17 protein-coding genes are annotated in these 19,331 nt (G+C 66.0%); 13 read left to right on the plus strand and 4 right to left on the minus strand.

What is annotated here, in order from left to right; translation table 11 throughout:
- Positions 1-38 precede the first annotated feature (38 nt).
- The 3 genes from ACZIYR_RS10735 to ACZIYR_RS10745 all read right to left on the minus strand — a co-directional run bounded on the left by ACZIYR_RS10735 (position 39) and on the right by ACZIYR_RS10745 (position 5,528).
- The gene (locus ACZIYR_RS10735; protein WP_483526681.1) at positions 39-1,076 is read right to left on the minus strand and encodes an OmpA family protein; all 1,038 of its coding nucleotides are present in this window, start codon (positions 1,074-1,076) and stop codon (positions 39-41) included.
- Positions 1,077-1,181: 105 nt separating this feature from the next.
- A complete protein-coding gene (locus ACZIYR_RS10740) occupies positions 1,182-3,710 on the minus strand; it encodes an EAL domain-containing protein (RefSeq protein WP_483526682.1) in 2,529 nt (842 codons plus the stop codon).
- A 168-nt stretch (positions 3,711-3,878) separates the two neighbouring features.
- On the minus strand, positions 3,879-5,528 hold the full coding sequence (locus ACZIYR_RS10745; protein ID WP_483526683.1) for a methyl-accepting chemotaxis protein: 1,650 nt from the start codon (positions 5,526-5,528) through the stop codon (positions 3,879-3,881).
- 360 nt (positions 5,529-5,888) lie between these two features.
- Here ACZIYR_RS10745 and ACZIYR_RS10750 point away from each other — a divergent pair, with 360 nt between their 5' ends.
- A complete protein-coding gene (locus ACZIYR_RS10750) occupies positions 5,889-7,874 on the plus strand; it encodes a methyl-accepting chemotaxis protein (RefSeq protein WP_483526684.1) in 1,986 nt (661 codons plus the stop codon).
- 155 nt (positions 7,875-8,029) lie between these two features.
- Positions 8,030-8,398 (plus strand): flagellar protein FlaG, encoded by a 369-nt coding sequence (locus ACZIYR_RS10755; RefSeq protein WP_473033777.1) that lies wholly within the window; start codon positions 8,030-8,032, stop codon positions 8,396-8,398.
- Between the two features lie 63 nt (positions 8,399-8,461).
- Here the strand turns inward: ACZIYR_RS10755 and fliE are convergent, their stop codons facing one another.
- Positions 8,462-8,791, minus strand: coding sequence for a flagellar hook-basal body complex protein FliE (gene fliE / locus ACZIYR_RS10760; RefSeq protein ID WP_483526685.1), 330 nt, complete (start codon positions 8,789-8,791; stop codon positions 8,462-8,464).
- 283 nt (positions 8,792-9,074) lie between these two features.
- Here fliE and fliF point away from each other — a divergent pair, with 283 nt between their 5' ends.
- The 11 genes from fliF to fliP all read left to right on the plus strand — a co-directional run bounded on the left by fliF (position 9,075) and on the right by fliP (position 19,310).
- The gene (gene fliF / locus ACZIYR_RS10765; protein ID WP_483526686.1) at positions 9,075-10,826 is read left to right on the plus strand and encodes a flagellar basal-body MS-ring/collar protein FliF; all 1,752 of its coding nucleotides are present in this window, start codon (positions 9,075-9,077) and stop codon (positions 10,824-10,826) included.
- Positions 10,823-11,827, plus strand: coding sequence for a flagellar motor switch protein FliG (fliG, locus tag ACZIYR_RS10770; RefSeq protein ID WP_473033780.1), 1,005 nt, complete (start codon positions 10,823-10,825; stop codon positions 11,825-11,827). Before fliF ends, fliG begins: the two co-directional genes overlap by 4 nt.
- Complete coding sequence (locus tag ACZIYR_RS10775) at positions 11,820-12,557, plus strand: flagellar assembly protein FliH (protein WP_483526687.1); 738 nt, start codon at positions 11,820-11,822, stop codon at positions 12,555-12,557. Before fliG ends, ACZIYR_RS10775 begins: the two co-directional genes overlap by 8 nt.
- A gap of 16 nt (positions 12,558-12,573) precedes the next feature.
- On the plus strand, positions 12,574-13,974 hold the full coding sequence (fliI, locus tag ACZIYR_RS10780; protein ID WP_473033783.1) for a flagellar protein export ATPase FliI: 1,401 nt from the start codon (positions 12,574-12,576) through the stop codon (positions 13,972-13,974).
- Positions 13,971-14,429, plus strand: coding sequence for a flagellar export protein FliJ (gene fliJ, locus ACZIYR_RS10785; RefSeq protein ID WP_483526688.1), 459 nt, complete (start codon positions 13,971-13,973; stop codon positions 14,427-14,429). Before fliI ends, fliJ begins: the two co-directional genes overlap by 4 nt.
- Positions 14,430-14,457: 28 nt before the next feature.
- A complete protein-coding gene (locus tag ACZIYR_RS10790) occupies positions 14,458-15,870 on the plus strand; it encodes a flagellar hook-length control protein FliK (RefSeq protein ID WP_483526689.1) in 1,413 nt (470 codons plus the stop codon).
- Between the two features lie 102 nt (positions 15,871-15,972).
- Positions 15,973-16,458: a flagellar basal body-associated protein FliL gene (fliL, locus tag ACZIYR_RS10795; protein WP_473033789.1), complete on the plus strand. Its 486-nt coding sequence runs from the start codon at positions 15,973-15,975 to the stop codon at positions 16,456-16,458.
- An 18-nt stretch (positions 16,459-16,476) separates the two neighbouring features.
- Positions 16,477-17,523 carry a flagellar motor switch protein FliM gene (gene fliM / locus ACZIYR_RS10800; protein ID WP_483526690.1) on the plus strand — a complete coding sequence of 349 codons (1,047 nt, stop codon included), beginning with the start codon at positions 16,477-16,479 and terminating at the stop codon, positions 17,521-17,523.
- Positions 17,516-18,097, plus strand: a complete 582-nt coding sequence (fliN, locus tag ACZIYR_RS10805; RefSeq protein ID WP_473033791.1) for a flagellar motor switch protein FliN — start codon at positions 17,516-17,518, stop codon at positions 18,095-18,097. Before fliM ends, fliN begins: the two co-directional genes overlap by 8 nt.
- The gene (gene fliO / locus ACZIYR_RS10810) at positions 18,094-18,558 is read left to right on the plus strand and encodes a flagellar biosynthetic protein FliO (protein WP_483526691.1); all 465 of its coding nucleotides are present in this window, start codon (positions 18,094-18,096) and stop codon (positions 18,556-18,558) included. Before fliN ends, fliO begins: the two co-directional genes overlap by 4 nt.
- On the plus strand, positions 18,555-19,310 hold the full coding sequence (gene fliP, locus ACZIYR_RS10815) for a flagellar type III secretion system pore protein FliP (protein ID WP_483526692.1): 756 nt from the start codon (positions 18,555-18,557) through the stop codon (positions 19,308-19,310). Before fliO ends, fliP begins: the two co-directional genes overlap by 4 nt.
- Positions 19,311-19,331 lie beyond the last annotated feature (21 nt).

Below are 19,331 nucleotides of genomic sequence, written 5' to 3' on the forward strand. Positions count from 1 at the left end.
GCTATGCAAGAGCGATACAAAGTGGCCAGCAACGTCACTCACTGGGCGTGAATGATTACCTCGACCCGACGGTTCTGCGCCCGGCCTTCCACACTGTCATTGTCGGCCAGCGGGCGGGTATCGGCCAGTCCCACGGCGCGCAGGCGGCTGGTGGCCACCCCCGCCCGCTCCAGGGCGTGGACGATGGCGATGGCGCGGGCGCTGGAGAGCACCCAGTTGGAGGGAAATTCCGGGGTCTGGATGGGGCGGCTGTCGGTGTGGCCTTCCACGGCCACCTCGCCGTCGTGGCGCTGGATGATCTCCACCAGGCTCCCGACCAATGCTTCGCCCTCTTCGGTGAGCTCGGCCTCGGCGGTGGGAAAGAGCCACTGGTCTTCCACCTGGAGCTTGATGCCCTCCGCCACCCGGGAGACGGCGACGCCCTCCAGGTCGGGCAGATACGGCGACTGGGCTACGCGCTCGGCAAGCGCCTCTGCACCGGCTACCGCTTCGGGCGCCAGTTCGCGGGCATGCGAAGGCGGGCGGTCGGTGAGCACCAGCATGTAGTCGGCCAGCGGGGATGGCAGTGCCTGGTCGGCCTGCAGCACCGCCTGGGGCATGGCGATCTGCAGCGGTATGCGCTCTTCCAGGGCCGGCCGTTGCGGGGCCGGGGCCAGGGCCACGGTGGGCAGCGGTCGCGCCAGCAGCGGCGGCACGCGGGGAGCTGGTGGGCGCGGCGGCAGCCCGGCCACGCCCAGGGCAGCGGATACCGCGGACGGGCTCAGCGTTCCGGCCACGGGGCGCAGCGGTTCACGGTTCATGGTGGCCAGGGCACGCTGCAGCTCCGGCGGCAGCGGCACCACGCCGGGGGTGGCGGCGAGCGGCTCGCGGGGCGGCTCGGCCTCGTCGCTGTCGCCACCCGCGGCGAACGACAGGGTGAAGATCAGCACCAGCAGCGCCACCAGCAGGGTCATCACGTCCAGATAGCCAATCATCCAGGCGCTGTCCTGATCATGGTCATGATGCGGGGGCGTGAGCGATTCGTGGCGCATGGGGCCACGATGGTCGCGGGTACCGCTGGTGGTAGGTCGGAGCATGGAGGGCCGTCGAGTGGGAAAAGCCGCCGCCTAGCCTACCCGCAGCGGCGCTGTCATGAAACCGCGAAAAGCGCGCCCTTGCGAGCGCTGCTTGTCGCTGGCAGGTCACTCTGAGAGCGGCTCCCGCACGCTGTCGCAGCCGCTCGCCAGGTAGCGTCGCGAGAACTCGCCGGCGGCGACCGGCCTGCCCAGCAAGAAGCCCTGCAGCCGATCGACATGGTAGCGGGCCAGGGCCAGGCGCTGGGACTCGCTCTCGACGCCCTCGGCCACCACGGCAAGCCCCAGCTCGCGGGCCATGCCGGTCACCGCGGCGACGATGGCCGCGCTGCCGCGGCGGACCTCCTCCAGGCGCTGGACGAAGCGACGGTCGATCTTGAGGGTGGTCACCGGCAGCTCCTGCAGGTAGCTCAGCGACGAGTAGCCGGTACCGAAGTCGTCGATGGCGATATCACAGCCCAGATCGCGCAGCCCCTGAAGAATTGCCACCGCCTGCTGTGGTTTGTCCAGCAGGGTGCTTTCGGTCAGCTCGAAGCCCACCAGGCCGGGCGGCAGCGCATGCTCGGCGAGCAGCTCGGCCACCCGGGCGGGCAGCTCCGCCTGCCAGAACTGGCGGGCGGAGAGGTTGACGGCCACCGGCACCGGCGCCAGCCCGGCCCGACGCCACTGGGCAAGCTGGCCACACACCTGCTGCAGGATGCGATCGCCCAGCGGCGCCATCAGCCCGGCGCGCTCGGCCAGGGGGATGCAGTCGCCGGGCGGGATCGCGCCGAGCACCGGGTGGTGCCAGCGCAGCAGCGCCTCGGCGCCGCAGGGGGTATCGCTGCCGGGCGCGAACAAGGGCTGATAGTGCACCTCCAGACCTTCGCCGGTCTCCACGGTGTTGCGCAGCGCTGTCTCGAGGATCAGCTGGTGGCTGTCCTGGTCGTTCATCTCCGCACGGTAGAGGCGATAGGCGTTGCGCCCCTCCTGCTTGGCGCGGTACATGGCCATGTCGGCACAGTGGATCAGCGCCTCGGGTTCGTCGGCATCGTCGGGGTAGAGGCTGATGCCCAGGCTGCAGCCGACGCGAAATGCCTGATCACCCAGGGTGCAGGGCTCGCTGACCGCCTCGATGAGCCGGCGGGCGATGCGGGTGACCTCCTCCACCTCCTCCAGGTCGGGCAGCAGGATCAGGAATTCGTCGCCGCCGAGCCGCGCCAGGGTGTCGTCCTCGCGCAGCCGGTGGCGCAGCCGTTCGGCCACCAGCACCAGCAACTCATCGCCCACCCCGTGGCCCAGGCTGTCGTTGACCTGCTTGAAATGGTCGAGGTCGAGAAACAGCACCGCCAGCCGGGTGGCATTACGGTGGGCGTGGCGGATCGCCAGCTCCAGGCGATCCTCCAGCAGGCGCCGATTGGGCAGCTGCGTCAAGGGGTCGTAGTAGGCCAGCTTGCGGATGCGCTCCTCATTCTCGCGGATATGGGTGATATCGTTGAACAGCGCCGCATAGTGGGTCACCTGCCCTTCATCGTCGGTGATGGCGGTGATGGTCAGCAGCTCCAGGTAGAGCTCGCCGCTCTTGCGCCGGTTCCAGATCTCCCCCCGCCAGTAGCCGCAGCGGTCGAGGGTCTCCTGCATCTGACGATAGAAGGCGCCATCATGACGCCCCGAAGAGAGGATCGCCGGGGTCTTGCCCAGCGCCTCCTCCAGGGTGAAGCCGGTCATGTGGGTGAAGGCCGGGTTGACGAACTCGATGCGGCTCTTGGCATCGGTGATGATGATGCCCTCCAGCGAAGAGTCGATGACCCGCTCGGCCAGCTGCAGGTTCTGGCGCGACTGGGCCAGGGCGTGGTCGCGCTGCTCCAGGGCGGCGCGCAGGTCCTGCATGTAGAGGTGCTCGGCGCCGGCCAGCATGTCGCGAAAGCCCAGCAGCCCTACCACGCTCCCGTCGTCGTCGAGCACCGCCAGGTGGCGCACCCGCTTGCCCAGCAGCCGGTCGCGGGCCGAGATTAAAGCGTCGTGCTGGTGCACGGTGAGCAGCGGCCGACTGGCCAGCTCGGTGACCGGGGTATCACCGGGATAGCGCGCCACGCAGCTGACCAGGTCGCGCTCGGTGAGAATGCCGAGCCCCTCGCGCTCGCACTGCACCACGGCGGCATCGCAGCCGGACTGGCGCATGCGCCGGGCGGCCTGGGAGAGCAGCAGGGCCCCCTCCAGCAGCAGCGGGCAGCGGCGCATGGCGCCGTGCACCTCGCGCAGGCGCAGGTAGGGTTCCAGGCCCTGATTCAGGGCCACGTCGGTCTGGGTGACGATGCCCACCGGGACCTCTTCGGCGTCGACCACCAGGTAGTGGCGGCGCTGCTCGGCGCTGAACCGCAGCGCCGCCTCGCCCACCGGCGTGTCGGCCGGCAGGGTCGCCACCGGCCGGCTCATCGCCTCGCGGATCGGGCGGCGCACGGCATGGGGGTCGGCGAAGTTCACCGCCAGGGCATCGTGCTCGGTCCATATCCCCAGCGGCTGGCCGGCCTTGACCACCAGGATCGAACTGCACTGTCGCTCGGCCATGCGCTCCGCCGCCGCAAACAGCGGAGTCTCCGGCTCGCAGGTGAGGAGCCCGGTTTGCATGATGCGCTCGATGGGAAGCTCGTGACTCATGGGGCCTCGCTGACGGCAGAACTCACAGGAATGGAAGGCTGATACAGATCAAGACGCCATGATCCTAGCCGATACGGCACAAGATTTCCGCTACTGCCCCACGCATGCCACCTACGCATGCCTACTACCCCCATGCTGCCTACGCTGAGGAGGGCACTGTTCGGCGCTTCAGCAGGTGGATTCGGTCGCCGGGTCAGCCAGCGCCGGAGGCTGCGCTGCCGGCTGGTCCGCCGCCAGTGCCCGGCGCGCCGCAAAGCGCTGCTGGCGGTCGACCCACTCCTTGCCGTTGCCGCCCTGGCGCAGCGCGGAGATCGCCACGGTCAGGGTCTCGACCTGGGCGGCCAGCAACGTGCCCAGCGACGCCGAATGCGAAACCTGCTCGGCGGTCTCGCGGGTCACGGTGTCCATCTGCACCACCGCCTCGTTGATCTGCTCGAGTCCCACCGCCTGCTCCCGCGAGGCGGTGGCGATCTCGCGGATCAGGCCGCCGATGCTGGCCACCGCTTCCACCACGCCGCGATTGTTGGCCTCGAGCTGCTCGATGCGCTGCTCGCCGTCGCGAACATCGGCCAGGGTGCCGTCGATCAATCGGCGAACGTGGTCGGCCGACTCCGCCGAACTCTCCGCCAGCCGCCTCACCTCCTGGGCCACCACGGCGAAACCGCGACCGTGGACTCCGGCTCTCGCGGCTTCCACCGAGGCGTTGAGGGCCAGCAGGTTGGTCTGGAAAGCCAGCGACTCGATGGCGTCGATGGCCTGGGTCATCTTGCCGGCACTGCTGGCGATCTGCTGCATGCTCGCCACCAGCCGGCCCACATCCTGGTCGCTTTCGCCCACCGCCCGATGCGCCCGCTCTGCCTCGCGCTCGGCCTGCTCGGTGTTGCCAGCGTTCTGGTGCACGGTGGCGGTCAGCTCCTCCATGCTGGCGGCGGTCTGCTGCAACGAGGCGGACTGGCGATGGGTCCGGGCGGCAAGCTCGCGGTTGTCACGCTCGAGCTCGCCGGTCTCGCGCTCGACGATTCCCAGGGTGTGGTGGATGTCCAGGGAAATATTGGCCAGGCTGCGCTGCATGATGGCCAGAGCCGTGACAACCTCGCCCATGCCGTCGCCGTTGACCTTCGGTGGCTTCGCGGCCAGGTTGCCGGCGGCCACCTGCATGGCGAAGCGACGGGCCCGCTTGAGGGCGCCGTCCAGTCGAGTCGTGCTGTAGGCGGCCATCGCTACCACCGCCAGGCCACCGAGCAGCTGACCCGGCCAGCCGATGGCTCCGGCGCCAAGGATCGCCAGCAGCGCCGTCGACGCCATGAGCGCGATGATGACCTGGACGCCCCCCAGCCGGAGCCCGGCTAGCCTGCCCAGCACGCCGCCTTGCCGAATCTCCCCACGTACCAGGCGAATTCCGCGGCCCCGACCTTCCCGTAGGCGGCGATAGACGGCCTCCGCCCGCTCCTTGGCGCCAGGCGCGGGCTTGACCCGTACGGAGGTGAAGCCCTGGATCTCCCCCTCCTCCAGGATCGGCACCACATGGGCGTGCACCCAGTAGAAGTCGCCATTCTTGCGCCGGTTCTTGACCAGCCCCGACCAGATCTCCCCGGCCTCCAGGGTCTGCCACAGATTGGCGAAGGCGGCCTCCGGCATGTCGGGGTGGCGTATCACGTTGTGAGGGGAGCCGATCAGCTCCTCCCGGGAAAAGCCGCTAACCTCGACGAAGGTCGGAGACGCATAGGTGATGCGCCCCTGCATGTCGGTGCGTGAGATCAGGTTCTGGTCGTCGCGTATCTCATACTCTTGGTCGGTGACCGGCTGGTTGTGTCGCATCGTTTCCCTGCTTATTTCTTATGTGATGATGAGCGGTCGATCTTTACCGACCGACATGACACGCTAATGAAGGAAACCGGCATCAAACATGACGCTGGTCAATGTCTCCCCACATCCACGATTCTTCAACCAAGGCAGCAAGCGATTTGCTCACCAGCCGAGAAGGTTCACGCTTGCTGGAGAAGAGAACCGAAGTCTTCATAGGCAAAGCCCGAGCATCAGACTCAGAAATTTGATGTGCATCAATTTACCCGCCAACACCTCCCCAACCTCCTAAAGCCGCTCATTCAGCGGTCGACATCTAGTTCAGCTGCCACGCGCCTCGTGGCACCCTTGCACCGCTCTGGGGAGACGCTCCCGATGACCCGACTGCTCCACCGCATCAACATGGGCTGGAAGTTCCTGCTGGCCCTGTCACTGCCGTTGCTGGCCATGACCTGGTTCGCCGCTGCCGGCGTACTGGAACGCCAGCAGCTGGCGACCAACATGGCCGACCTCGAGGAGATGACCCGCATCTCCCAGCGGGCCGGCAACCTGATCCACGAACTGCAGCGGGAACGCGGGATGACGGCGGGGTTTCTGAGCAGCGGCGGCGAGAACTTCCGCGACGGCCTGCCGGATCAGCGCCGCGCCACCGATGCCCAGCTCGAGACGTTCCAGCAGTACCTGAACAACCTCGACCTGGTGGCCCTGGATGCCCGCCTGGCGGCGCGCATCGACGGCAGCCTGGACCAGCTGGCCGCCACCGAGGCGCTGCGACAGCGCATCGACGCCCTGGCGATACCCACCGGCGAGGCCATCGCCCACTACACCAACATCAACAACGCCCTGATCACGGTGATCGGCCGCATGACCCTGGCCACCGAGGAGGCCGCCGTCTCCAACCGGCTAACCGCCTACTACAGTCTGCTGCAGGCCAAGGAACTAGCCGGCATCGAGCGGGCAGTGCTCTCCGGCGCCTTCAGCGCCGACGCCATGGAAGCGGCCACCTACCAGCGCCTGCTGACGCTGGTCGGCCAGGAGGCGGCCTATCTCGAGAGCTTCGACACCCTGGCCACGCCCGCGATGCGTGAGCGGCTACGCGAGATCGCTGCAAGCCCCGAAGTTGAACGCGTCACGCCTTTGCGGGAAACCGCTATTGCGCGGGGCACCGAGGGCGGCTATGGGGTAGATGCTCAGCAGTGGTTCAACTGGCAGACCGACAAGATCGATCTGCTCAAGGAGGTGGAAGACGCGGTGGCCGAGGATGTGCTGGCCACGGCGATCAGCCTGCGCAGCAGTGCCTTCGGCGACCTGATTCGTCACCTGGTGGTGGCGGGCCTGGCCGGGGGGCTGGCGGTGCTGCTGGCCGCGATCATCGTGCGCAGCATCGTGCTGCCGCTGCGCGACACTCTCACGGCGATCCGCCGCAGCAGCGGCGATCTCACCCTGCGCCTGGCGGCGCCGGGCAGCGACGAGCTCGCCCAGCTCTACCGCGCCTTCAACGAGTCAACGGCCAACTCGGAGCTGCTGGTCGCCAACATCAAGCAGGGCGCCATGTCGGTGGCCGTGGCCAGCAGCCAGATTCACCAGGGCAACCAGAACCTCGCCCAGCGCACCGAGGAGCAGTCCTCGTCGCTGGTGGAGACCGCCTCCAGCATGGAGCAGATGACCGCCAGCGTGCGCCAGACCGCCGACAACGCGCGCCAGGCGCAGGGGCTTTCCGACCAAGCTGCCAACGAGGCAACCGAGGGCAGCAGCGTGGCCTCAGAGGCGCGCACCGCCATGGCCGAGATTCATGCTGCCAACCGCGAGGTGACGCGTATCGTCGAGGCCATCGACAATATCGCCTTCCAGACCAACCTGCTGGCGCTCAACGCCTCGGTGGAGGCGGCCCGGGCCGGCGAGCACGGCCGCGGCTTCGCGGTGGTGGCAAGCGAAGTGCGCAAGCTGGCCAGTCGCAGCGCTGAGGAAGCGGAGCAGATCCGCCGACTGATCGACAACAACGTGGCGCGCATCGACGCCGGCGAAAAACTGGTCAACGCCACCAGCGACACCCTGGAGTCGATCTCGACTCGGGTTCAGCAGGTGGCCGACATCATCGCCGAGATGTCGAGTGCGGCCGGCGAGCAGTCGTCGGGCATCGAGCAGATCAATCAGGCAATCAGCCAGCTCGAGGAGGTCACCCAGCACAACGCCACCCTGGTCGAGCAGGTGGCGGCGGCCAGCCGCTCGCTGGACGGCCAGGCCGAGGACATGACCCGGCTGATCGCTCGGTTCAAGGTGGGCGAGTCGCCCGGCGGGGAGCCGGCGCCGATGCAGACGCTGGAACACCTGGCGGAACGGGTGCCGGCCTATGAGCAGTAGCCGTTGCCACGTCACCAGCATGCGCAACGAATCGCGGTGGCAAGAGCGTGTGACAAGCGCCTGCTAAAGTATTGCGTGCGACCGGCCGATAAGGATAGCAGGGAGTGATCGGCAACACGCCGATCTTCAAGGGCAAACAAAAAAGGAAGCACACCATGTCATCGCCATTGACAGACGCCACCAGCACACTCAGCACATCAGCGCTTCACGACATGACGCCGCGGGAGCGCAAGGAGTCGGTGATCGCCTCGCTACCTACCGCCGGCACCCAGCTCGCCCAGGCGGAGAGCCATGCCCAGGGACCCGGGCCGGCGGACCTGGTGGAGCCCATACAACGCATCAACGAGGTACTGCGTCAATACGGGGTAGAGTTCGAGATCAACGAGATCCCGTCGCGGGTGGTGACCCGCATCATCGACCGGGAGTCCGGCGAGGTGCTGCGCCAGATTCCCGCCGAGGAGGTGCTGGAGATTGCCGAGCGGCTCAACGAGCTGCAGGGACGGCTGATCGATCTGGAGGCCTGACCCCCGAGAGCGTCCCTTGGCCAGACAAGGGACGATGCCCCTGGACGTCAGCCCGCCGAGCCGTCAGACCTGCATGTTCATGACATCACGATAGGCGCTGACCAGGCGGTTTCGTACCTGCATGCCCATCTGAAAAGCCACGCTGGCCTTCTGCATGTCGACCATGACATCGTTGAGTTCCACGTTGGGGTCACCGGCCTGAAAGGCCATGGCCTTGCTGCTGGCGGTTTGCTGCAGGCGATTGATGCGCTGGATCGACGCTTGCAGCTCCCCGGCGAACCCCCCCTGCCCCACCAGGGTGGAGACCTGCTGGCCTTTAGCAGCCTGCCCGCCGGCCTGTGTGGCCATGGCCTGCATCTGGGCTAAGGTCGACTGGATGGCAGGTGAGCTCATGATATTCGCCCCTTTGGGTAGATGTCAGCCGCTTGGCTGCAGAAAAAAGCCATATCTGGACGTCTGTCACAGGCTACCAGCCACTCCCCTCTGGCCATATCACCAAAAGGCAGGAAAAAACTGGGCTTTTCCTGCCTTTGGCATAGACAACAGTTCGCATAATGGCGTGCATCAGAGTTACGCCCGGTGAGGGCGAACCGAACGCGATGAACGGATAGCACGCAATGCATTCTTCCACCACAAGCAGGGTTCACGAGACTCATGTACGCTACTGGGGGCACGCATGAGCAATGGCGCCGCGACGCCGGGTAAGCAGGACACCCCCTCTCAGCCATCAGTCGGCAACGTGATGGAGCGCGTGCTCGAGCCACTGCGCAACAATCCGCTGGTGGCCGTGATGATCGGCGGCGCCGCCTTCATCGCCATCGTCGTAGCGCTGCTGATGTGGGCGCGCGCGCCGGAGTACCGAGTTCTCTACAGCAATCTCAGCGAAGCTGACGGCGGCAGCATCATCAACGAGCTGGACAGCCGCGGCATCCCCTACCGCTTCAGCGACGGTGGCCAGGCGCTGCTGGTGCCCGGCGACCAGGTCCACAATCTGCGCCTGCAGCTGGCCGAGCAGGGGCTGCCCCGGGGCGGCAACGTCGGTTTCGAGCTGATGGACAACCAGGCCTTCGGCATCAGCCAGTTCGCCGAGCAAGTCAACTTCCAGCGCGGCCTCGAGGGGGAGCTGTCGCGCTCCATCGAGTCGCTGGGCCCGGTGTCCCGCGCCCGGGTGCACCTGGCCATGGCCCGTTCTTCGGTATTCGTGCGCGACCGCGAGCCCGCCAAGGCCTCGGTGGTGGTGACGCTGCAGCCCGGTCGCGTGATCGGCGACGGCCAGGTCAGCGCCATCGTGCACATGGTCTCGAGCAGCGTACCGGACCTGGCCACCGAGGACGTCACGGTGGTCGATCAGAACGGGCGGCTGCTGTCGATGCCCAGCGCCAACGGACGCGACCTGGACGGTACTCAGCTCGACTACGTGGCCGAGGTGGAGCGCTCCTACCAGCAGCGCATCGAAAACATCCTGATCCCCATCCTCGGCGCGCAGAGCGTGCGCGCCCAGGTCGCCGCCCAGATCGACTTCTCACAGCGCGAAGAGACGTCTGAGCGATACGGCCCCAACCAGCCGCCCAACGAGGCGGCGGTACGCAGCCGACAGTCGAGCTTGAACTTCAACGCCGGGGACGACCTGGCCGCCGGGATCCCCGGCGCCCTGAGCAACACACCCCCCGGCGCCGCGCCCTCCCCGATCAACCTCACCCTGGCCGAAGGCGAGGATGGCAACGCCGAAGACGATGCGGCCCAGGCCGAGGAGACCGCCGTCCAGGCGATCAACAACCTACGCCAGGACGACGTGATCAACTATGAAGTGGATCGCAGCATCGAGCATGTCCAGCATCGCCGCGGACGGGTCGAACGCCTGTCGGCGGCGGTAGTGGTCGACTATCGTGAGGAGCAAGACGAGGACGGCGTCTGGCAGCGGGTACCGCTCAGCGATGTCGAGATTGCCCAGCTCGAACGCCTGATCCGCCAGGCCATGGGCTTCTCTCAGGCCCGCGGCGATGAAATCGAAGTGGTCAACAGCCCCTTCACCCGCGAGCCCGAGGAAGGCGAACTGCTGGAGTGGTGGCAATCTCCGGAGATTCACTCGCTGGCCCTCACCTTCGGCCGCTACCTGCTGGTAGCACTGGGGATTCTGCTTGGCTACCTGCTGATCCTGCGCCCGCTGATCAAGCGCTACACACAGCAGCCGGCGCTGCCCGCTGCCACCGGTCCGGGGTCTGCTCTGCAGGTGCGAGTCGGCGACGACGAGACCGAGTCCGCCGAGGCGGACGCTTCGCAGGCCGAAAGCGACGTGCAGCCTTATACCAAGCCCAAGCGCAAGCGGAAGTCGTCGGCCTATGAAGACCACCTCCAGGAGCTTCGCGAGCTGGCCCAGGACGACCCACGCATGATCGCCATGATCGTTCGCAGTTGGATGAACAAATGAGCACCGACAAGACCATGAGCGGCAAGCGCCGCAGCGCCATCCTGATGCTGGCCCTGGACGAGGACAGCGCGGCCGAGGTGTTCAAGTACCTCGACCCCAGAGAGATTCAGCAGCTGAGTCTGGAAATGGCTGAACTCGGCCAGGTCTCTCATGAGGACATGCAGCAGGTGCTCAAGGAATTCCACCGGGAAACCGAAGAATTCATCGCCTTGAACCTCAACTCCAGCGATCACATTCGCTCGGTGCTGACCAAGGCGCTAGGCAGCGAGCGTGCTACCAGCCTGATCGAAGACATCCTGGAAACCCAGGGCAGCAGCAGCGGCATCGACTCGCTGAACCTGATGGAAGCGCCCATGGTGGCGGAGCTGATCCGCGACGAGCACCCGCAGATCATCGCCACTATCCTGGTTCATCTGGAGCGCCACCAGGCCGCCGACGTGCTGGAGCTGTTCGACGACAAGCTGCGCAACGACGTGGTACTGCGGATCGCCACCTTCAGCGGCGTTCAGCCCGCCGCGCTGCAGGAGCTCACCGAGGTGCTGTCGGGCATGCTCGACGGTCAGAACCTCAAGCGCAGCAAGATGGGCGGCGTAAGAACTGCCGCCGAGATTCTCAACCTGATGAACTCCAACCAGGAAGAGACCGCCATCGAGACGGTGCGCGCCCACAGCGAAGACCTGGCACAGAAGATCATCGACGAGATGTTCCTGTTCGAGAACCTGCTCGACCTGGACGATCGCAGCATCCAACTGGTGCTCAAGGAGATCGATACCAACTCGCTGGTGGTGGCCCTGAAGGGAGCCCCCGAAACGCTCATGGAAAAGTTCCTGCGCAACATGTCGCGGCGTGCCGCCGACCTGCTGCGAGAGGACATGGAAGCGCGCGGCCCGATCCGCGTCTCTCAGGTGGAAGCCGAACAGAAAGCGATCCTGCAGGTGGTACGGCGCCTGGCCGACGCCGGCGAGATCGTGCTGAGCGGCGGAGACGATACCTATGTCTGACGGCAAGCCGGATCACGCCGAGCGCTACGCGCCCTGGCGGCGCTGGCAGATGGGCGAGCTGGAGACCGCTCGCGCCCGGCCGGAGGGCGAGCGACAGGCCAGCGCCGCTCAGGCTGCGAAGCGTCAGCAAGCCCGCCGTCAGGCCGAGTTGGACGCCCTGCGCGAGAAGATCATTCAGGAGGCCCGCGAGGAAGGATACCAGGCCGGCTTCGAGCAGGGGCGTCACGAGGGTCAGGCACAGGGCTTGCAGGAGGGGCGCAGCCAAGCCGAAGAGGAGCTGGAAAAACGCACCCGCGAGTCCCTGGCACCGCTGACGCCGCTGGCCGAGCAGTTTTCCGAGGCCCTGGCGGCGCTGGACGAGTCGATCGCCGACGAACTGGTGGAGCTGGCACTCGCCACCGGCCGCCAGCTGGCCGGGGAGGCGCTAAAATCGCGCCCTCGTCAGGTCCTGGAATTGGTGCGTGCACTGCTGCACACCGAGCCGCCGCTGACCGGCCAGCAGCGGCTCTGGCTGCATCCCCTGGATCACAAGCTGGTGGAGCAACATCTTGGCGAGGAGTTGGCGGCGGCGGGCTGGACGCTGCAGCCCGATGACCAGCTCAGCCGCGGCGGCTGCCGCGTGACCAGCGCCAGTGGTGAACTCGATGCCACCTGGGAGAGCCGCTGGAAGAGCGTCAAGGCCCAGGTGCGTCGCCGCCGCCCCGCCACTCCCCCACCGGAAAACGACTGACGAGGCGCTTTCGCACATGCTCGACACCCTGGCACAGGCCAACAACCCCCATCAGGCACGCTGGCAGCAAACGCTGCAGCATGTGCGTGAGCGGGTGGAGAGCGTGCCCGGCTACCGCACCAGCGGGCGGGTGTTGCGGGCCACCGGGATGGTGATCGAAGCGGTAGGGCTGCGCGTCGCCCTGGGCAACGCCTGCCGCATCGAGCTGCTCTCCGCAGGCGGGCATGAGGCGCCCCGCTACGCCGAGGCCGAGGTGGTCGGCTTTGCTGGAGAGCGGCTATTCTTGATGCCACTGTCGGAAGTCAGCGGCCTGATGCCCGGGGCCCGGGTCTTCCCGCTGGGCGACGGCCCCGACCACGCCGCCCGGCGTTTCCCGCTCGGCACCTCGCTGCTGGGCCGGGTGGTGGATGGTAACGGTCAGCCGCTGGACGGCCGAGGACCGCTGGAATCGGCACCCCGCGCTCCACTGGCCACCCCGCCGCTGAACCCGCTGGCCCGCGCTCCCATCGAGGAGCAGATCGACGTTGGCATTCGCGCCATCAACGCCCTGCTCAGCGTCGGCCGCGGGCAGCGCATGGGGCTGTTCGCCGGCTCCGGCGTGGGCAAGTCGGTGCTGCTGGGCATGATGGCCCGCTATACCGGCGCCGACGTGATCGTGGTCGGGCTGATCGGCGAGCGGGGCCGCGAAGTCCAGGACTTCATTGACAACATCCTGGGCCCGGACGGACGCCAGCGCGCCGTGGTGGTGGCCGCGCCGGCCGACACCTCGCCGCTGCAGCGCCTGCAGGGCGCCGCCTATGCCACGCGGCTGGCGGAAGACTTTCGCGATCAGGGGCAGAACGTGCTGCTGATCATGGATTCGCTGACCCGCTACGCCATGGCCCAGCGCGAAATCGCCCTGGCCATCGGCGAGCCGCCGGCCACCAAGGGCTATCCACCGTCGGTTTTCGCCAAGATTCCCAGCCTGGTGGAGCGCGCCGGCAATGCCGAGCGCGGCAAGGGCTCGATCACCGCCTTCTATACGGTCCTCACCGAAGGCGACGATCAACAGGATCCCATCGCCGATTCGGCCCGGGCGATACTCGATGGCCATATCGTGCTCTCGCGCACCCTGGCCGAGGCCGGCCACTACCCGGCCATCGATATCGAGGCCTCCATCAGCCGCGCCATGACGCACATCATCGACGAGTCCCAGCTTCAGCTGACCCAGGCCTTCAAGCAGCTGTTCTCCCGCTATCAGCGCAACCGCGACCTGATCAGCGTGGGCGCCTATACCCCGGGCCATGACCCCAAGCTCGACGAGGCGGTACAGCGCTACCCGAAGCTTGAGGCCTTCCTGCAGCAGCGCATCAATGAGAATGCCTCCATCCAGGCCTCACGGCAGGCCCTCGGTGATACCCTAGGAGTCCGGCAATGAGTGCAACTTCGCAACTCGGAATGCTCAGCGACCTGGCCAGAGACGCTCGCGACCAGGCCGGCCAGCTGCTGGCCGGAGAGCGCCAGAACGAGCAGCAGGTGGCAGCACAGCTGGAGTCGCTGTCGCGCTACCGCCTGGAGTATGCTCAGCGGCTGCAGAACGCCATGCGCGACGGCATCGACCCGGCCAGCATGCATAACTACCAGCAGTTCCTCGCCTCGCTTGACGCAGCGCTGGAGCGGGCGCGTCATGCACTGCAGGATCAACAGCAGCGCGTTCAGCAGAGCCAGCACAAGTGGCAGCAGGAGCAGAAGCGGCTGTCGGCTTTTGACACGCTTGGATCACGTCGTCAGGCCGAAATGCAGCGACAACAGGATCGACGTGAACAACGCCAGAGTGACGAACTAGCCGCCGGCCGACTGCTTCGCCACCGTGCCACCGATAGCGATTCATAGGCCCGACGGGCCGAATCCGGAGATCACAATGGATGTCAACATGATGCTGGCCACCCTGACAGGCCACACCACAACCAGCCAGGCAACGAGCGGTGGGCGCAACATCACCAACCAGTTCACGCTGAGCCTGGCCAGCACGGCTGGAAAATCGGCCAATTTGATGGTGTCTGCCGAGCCGGGCCAGGCGACTCCGACTCCCCTTGCCGTCGGCCACTCCACCCAGGATGCTCTGCTTCAGCGCCTGGCCTGGAGCGTAGGACACAAGGACATGATGGAAGACGTCGTTGCCGACCCAGAGCTCCAGGGCGAGGCTGGCAACGAGGTGGCACTCGCTGAGATACTCGAACGCCTCGCGCTGATCCAGGGGACTCAGGGTGAGGGGAATGCCCCTGCAGTTCCTGCCACCGAGCTGCATGGCGACAACCAGGGCAACCCCGAGGAGAACCCCTGGCATGGTGCGCTACGCGCCGACGCCTTCGTGACCGCCCCCATCACCCCGCCCGCGGGCAGCCTGGAGGACAGCGGATCGGCCGCTAATCTTCAGAACGGGGGACGAGTGGCCCCGGTCGCGCCTGCCCAACAGCCAGGCGATGCCGCTTTGTCTCAGGCGCAGCTGGGCACGCTGACGAGCGGCATGGAGCTGCCCGACCGGCAGGCAAAAGTGCCCGCCTTCGATGCCAGCAGCCATAGGCAAGCGCCTCAGGCGATGCCGACGGATCCCAGCGGTCGTCAGAGCTTTGTCACTCAGCTTGATGCACGCAGCGACGCCATGACACGCAGCCCGGAGCTCGCCTCGGGCTCAACGGTTTCCGCAGCACCGGGTGGCGCAGCAACGGCCGCCGCAGCAACGGCTTCTTCAAGCCCGACACCCAGCCACCTCTCCCAGGAGGCGACACGCCTGGCGACGGGCAGCCCTGATAGCGCAAGCCTGGGTCCCTCCGCACCGGGTAGCGGCAGCACCGCCGCGCCTCAGCCGGCCGTGGCGCAGGCCACTCTGAGCTCCCCGGTACAGAGCCAGGCCTGGCCCAATCAGCTGGGCCAGCAGCTGGTGCAATTCGCTCGTCTGGGCGGTGAACAGCGCATCGAAATGCAGCTCCACCCGGCCGAGCTGGGCCCGCTGTCGGTCACCCTCAAGATGACCGAACAGGGTGCCCAGGCACAGTTCCTTTCGGCGCATGCTCAGGTCCGCCAGGTCCTCGAGCAGGCGATCCCGCAGCTGCGTGATGCCCTTGCCGAACAGGGCATCGAGCTCAGCGACACCTCGGTGGGCGAGCAGCGTCAGCAGGATACCCAGGCCTTTGCCGAGGGTAACGGCCAAGGTAGCCAGGCGGGCAGAAACGGCGAAGATCCCGATGGCACCCTGGCCGATGTCGATGGGCTTGAAGGTCAAGCGGCCAACACTGGCATCAGCCTGGATGGGCGAGTGAATCTCTACGCCTGAAACAAACGGCCAAGATAGCGCCGTTCACGCAGCCTGTTCCCTTCATCGCGACAGGCGCGTTTTCCGCATACTGGTGCTTCGCGGCTCGATCCACATTTCACAATGGGCAAGGCAATGGCGAAATCGAAAGGCGGCTCATCCAAGCTGATGTGGCTGATGGTAATGCTGGTGTTCGTTTCACTCGCGGCAGCTAGCGCGGCGATCTATATGGTCATGAGCGACGATAGCCCAGGCCAGGGCCAGATGCAGAGCCAGCAGATCGAGCGGCAGGCACCGATTTTCCTCAAGATCGACCCCTTCACGGTCAACCTGGCCGACGATGATTTTGGCTCTCGGCTTCTCTATGTCGGGATTTCGCTGAAGATCGGCAACGAGGAAACGCGGGATATCCTGAAGGAGCATATGCCGCAGGTCCGCAGTCGCCTCTTGATGCTCTTCTCCGGCAAGGAGGCTCAAGAGCTGGTAACGCCCGATGGCAGACGCCGCCTGGCCGATGATGTCATGGCCACTCTCAATGAGCCCATGTCACAGCAGCAGCCATCCCTGGACATCCAGGACGTACTATTCACCGAGTTCATCGTGCAATAAACGGGTGCCCTGGCCACCATGTCCCAAGACGACCTGCTATCACAGGAAGAGATCGACGCGCTGCTCACGGGCGTCAGCGGCGATGAAGAACCTGCCGCGCGCAGCGATGGCGACTCGCGCGTACGCCCCTATGACCCCGCGTCTCAGCACCGGGTCGTTCGCGAGCGTCTCCAGGCCCTGGATATCATCAACGAGCGCTTTGCTCGACATTTCCGCATGGGGCTGTTCAACCTGCTGCGCCGCAGTGCCGACATTACCGTGGATTCGGTTCGCTATCAGAGCTACAGCGACTTCTCGCGCAACGTCCCGGTGCCCACCAACATCAACATCATCGCCATGAAGCCGCTGCGTGGCTCGGCGTTGATCGTGTTTCCCCCCAACCTGGTATTCATGGTGGTGGACAACCTGTTCGGCGGCGACGGGCGCTTCTTGACCAAGTCGGAGGGGCGCGAGTTCACCAATACCGAGCAGCGCATCATCCAGCGACTGCTGTCGCTGGCCATCGACGCTTACGAAGAGTCGTGGAAGTCGGTCTATCCGCTGGAGATCAGCTACCTGCGCTCCGAGATGCAGTCAAAGTTCGCCAATATCACCAACTCGCCCAACGAGATCGTGGTGAATACCGGCTTCAATATCGAGGTGGGCAACCTCTCCAGCAGCTTCCAAATCTGCGTCCCCTACTCCATGGTCGAGCCGATACGCGACCTGCTGGCCAACCCGCTCAGCGACGGCAGTCAGAACCAGGACGGAACCTGGACACAGCGAATGGCCGGTGAGATTCGTCACTCCGAGATCGAGCTGGTCGCCAATTTTGCCGATATCCCGAGCCGGATTGCCCACGTGCTGGCGCTCAAGGTGGGCGATGTGCTGCCACTGGAACTCCCCGAAACCGTCACCGCCAGCGTAGACGGCGTGCCGGTAATGGAGTGCGACTACGGTAGTCAGCGCGAACAGCGCGCACTGCGTGTCAGGCGCATCATCGATCATGGTGCCGACAACCCCGCGTCTCCCGACGCATTCAAGAAGGGCGCTGCGCCTCAAGCCAAGGAATCCAAGCATGACTGATCCCAAGAAACCCGATCAGAACGTTTCCGAAGACGACTGGGCAGCCGCCATGTCCGAGCAGGAGAGCGAGGAACAGCCCGCCGCCGAGGACGACCCCTGGGCGGAGGCCATGGCCGAGCAGGAGGCTGCCGAAAGCCAGTCCAATGCCGATCAGGGCGACTCCGACCCTTGGGCAGAGGCACTGGCTGAGCAGCAGGAAACCGAGGATGCCGGAGACGACTTGCCTGCCGACACGGCTTCCCCTCCCCCGGCTCAGGCGGCCAGCGAGCGCGTCTTTCGCCCGCTGGACAAGGACAGTGGCGGCGGCGGTGCCCGCGATCTCGACATGATCATGGACATTCCGGTCAAGCTCACGGTGGAGCTGGGACGCACCAAGCTGACCATCAAGCAGCTGCTGGAGCTGACCCAGGGTTCGGTCATCGAGCTCGATGGGCTCGCCGGCGAGCCCATGGACATCCTGATCAACGGCTACTTGATCGCTCAGGGCGAAGTCGTGGTCGTCGACGACAAGTACGGTATCCGCATTACCGAGATCATCACTCCCTCTGAACGCGTCCAGAAACTCAACCGATGAGCGACCCCCTCTCCTCCGAGGTTCAGCAACCGCCAGCCGAAGCGATTTCGGCCGGCGGCGATGCGCTTTCTGCCGGTGGCGACGCCCTGGTGGGCATGGCCACGCTAGGCAAGACGGCCGCCGCGCTGGCGCTGGTCATCGCCATCATCCTGATCTGTACGGCGCTGCTAAAACGCTGGAGCCCTCAAGGCCGCGCTGCCGGCCATCACCTGCAGGTGATTGGCAGCACGGCAGTGGGTAGCCGCGAGCGTGTCGTGATCGTCGACGTCAAGGGCACTTGGCTAGTGCTGGGCGTCGGAGGGAATCAGATCACCAAGCTTCACGAACTGGAAGCACCGCGCGAGCCGCAAGGGAGTACGAACGCCCACCCCGCGACGTCGGACGATCGCTTTGCGCGTCGTTTCGCCCGTGCCCTCAAGCAGAACGCCGGCCTGGGAGGCCACGGGCGGGACACGCCATGAAGTCGATCAGCCCCAAAGTACTCGCTGCCACTCTGGCGCTGGTGTTGGCGGTCGTGCCGCTCACCTCGCTGGCCCAGCAGTTACCGGGTATCGTCAGCCAGCCGCTGGAAGACGGTGGCCAGCAGTGGTCGATTCAGCTTCAGACGCTTCTGCTGCTCAGCGCCATGGCCTTCCTGCCGGCGGCACTGCTGATGATGACCGCTTTCACCCGGATCATCATTGTGCTCAGCCTGCTGCGCACGGCCATGGGCACCCAGTCCACGCCGCCCAATCAGGTCATGCTGGGCCTGGCACTGTTTCTCACCTTTTTTATCATGTCACCGGTCTTTTCGATCGTCTACGAGACCGCCTGGCTGCCGCTGACGGCCGATGAAATTCACTTCGAGGAATTCCTGCTGGTGGCCCAGGAGCCCTTTCGCGAGTTCATGCTAGCCCAGACCCGCGAGCCCGACCTGGCGCTTTTCGCCCGGCTGGCCGAGGTAGGCCCCATGCAAGGGCCGGAAGACGTGCCGCTGAGGGTACTGGTGCCGGCCTTCGTCACCAGCGAGCTGAAGACCGCCTTCCAGATCGGCTTCACCATCTTCATCCCCTTTCTGATCATCGATCTGGTGGTCGCGAGCACGCTGATGTCGCTCGGCATGATGATGGTGCCGCCGGCGACGATTTCACTGCCGTTCAAGCTGATGCTGTTCGTGCTGGTGGATGGCTGGCAGCTGATCATCGGCTCGCTGGCGGAAAGTTTCTTTATCTAGCGATTGGATGCCGAGGCGACA

The sequence above is a fragment of the Billgrantia sp. NRB1 genome (assembly GCF_056921725.1).

Coding starts and splice junctions, on each gene's coding strand:
- ACZIYR_RS10740 (WP_483526682.1), bottom strand. CDS start 3,710: ATGAGTCACGAGCTTCCCATCGAGCGCATCATGCAAACCGGGCTCCTC.
- fliE (WP_483526685.1), bottom strand. CDS start 8,791: ATGAGCTCACCTGCCATCCAGTCGACCTTAGCCCAGATGCAGGCCATG.
- fliG (WP_473033780.1), top strand. CDS start 10,823: ATGAGCACCGACAAGACCATGAGCGGCAAGCGCCGCAGCGCCATCCTG.
- fliL (WP_473033789.1), top strand. CDS start 15,973: ATGGGCAAGGCAATGGCGAAATCGAAAGGCGGCTCATCCAAGCTGATG.
- ACZIYR_RS10755 (WP_473033777.1), top strand. CDS start 8,030: ATGTCATCGCCATTGACAGACGCCACCAGCACACTCAGCACATCAGCG.
- ACZIYR_RS10775 (WP_483526687.1), top strand. CDS start 11,820: ATGTCTGACGGCAAGCCGGATCACGCCGAGCGCTACGCGCCCTGGCGG.
- fliM (WP_483526690.1), top strand. CDS start 16,477: ATGTCCCAAGACGACCTGCTATCACAGGAAGAGATCGACGCGCTGCTC.
- fliN (WP_473033791.1), top strand. CDS start 17,516: ATGACTGATCCCAAGAAACCCGATCAGAACGTTTCCGAAGACGACTGG.
- fliO (WP_483526691.1), top strand. CDS start 18,094: ATGAGCGACCCCCTCTCCTCCGAGGTTCAGCAACCGCCAGCCGAAGCG.
- ACZIYR_RS10750 (WP_483526684.1), top strand. CDS start 5,889: ATGACCCGACTGCTCCACCGCATCAACATGGGCTGGAAGTTCCTGCTG.
- fliF (WP_483526686.1), top strand. CDS start 9,075: ATGAGCAATGGCGCCGCGACGCCGGGTAAGCAGGACACCCCCTCTCAG.
- ACZIYR_RS10735 (WP_483526681.1), bottom strand. CDS start 1,076: ATGCTCCGACCTACCACCAGCGGTACCCGCGACCATCGTGGCCCCATG.
- ACZIYR_RS10790 (WP_483526689.1), top strand. CDS start 14,458: ATGGATGTCAACATGATGCTGGCCACCCTGACAGGCCACACCACAACC.
- fliI (WP_473033783.1), top strand. CDS start 12,574: ATGCTCGACACCCTGGCACAGGCCAACAACCCCCATCAGGCACGCTGG.
- fliP (WP_483526692.1), top strand. CDS start 18,555: ATGAAGTCGATCAGCCCCAAAGTACTCGCTGCCACTCTGGCGCTGGTG.
- fliJ (WP_483526688.1), top strand. CDS start 13,971: ATGAGTGCAACTTCGCAACTCGGAATGCTCAGCGACCTGGCCAGAGAC.
- ACZIYR_RS10745 (WP_483526683.1), bottom strand. CDS start 5,528: ATGCGACACAACCAGCCGGTCACCGACCAAGAGTATGAGATACGCGAC.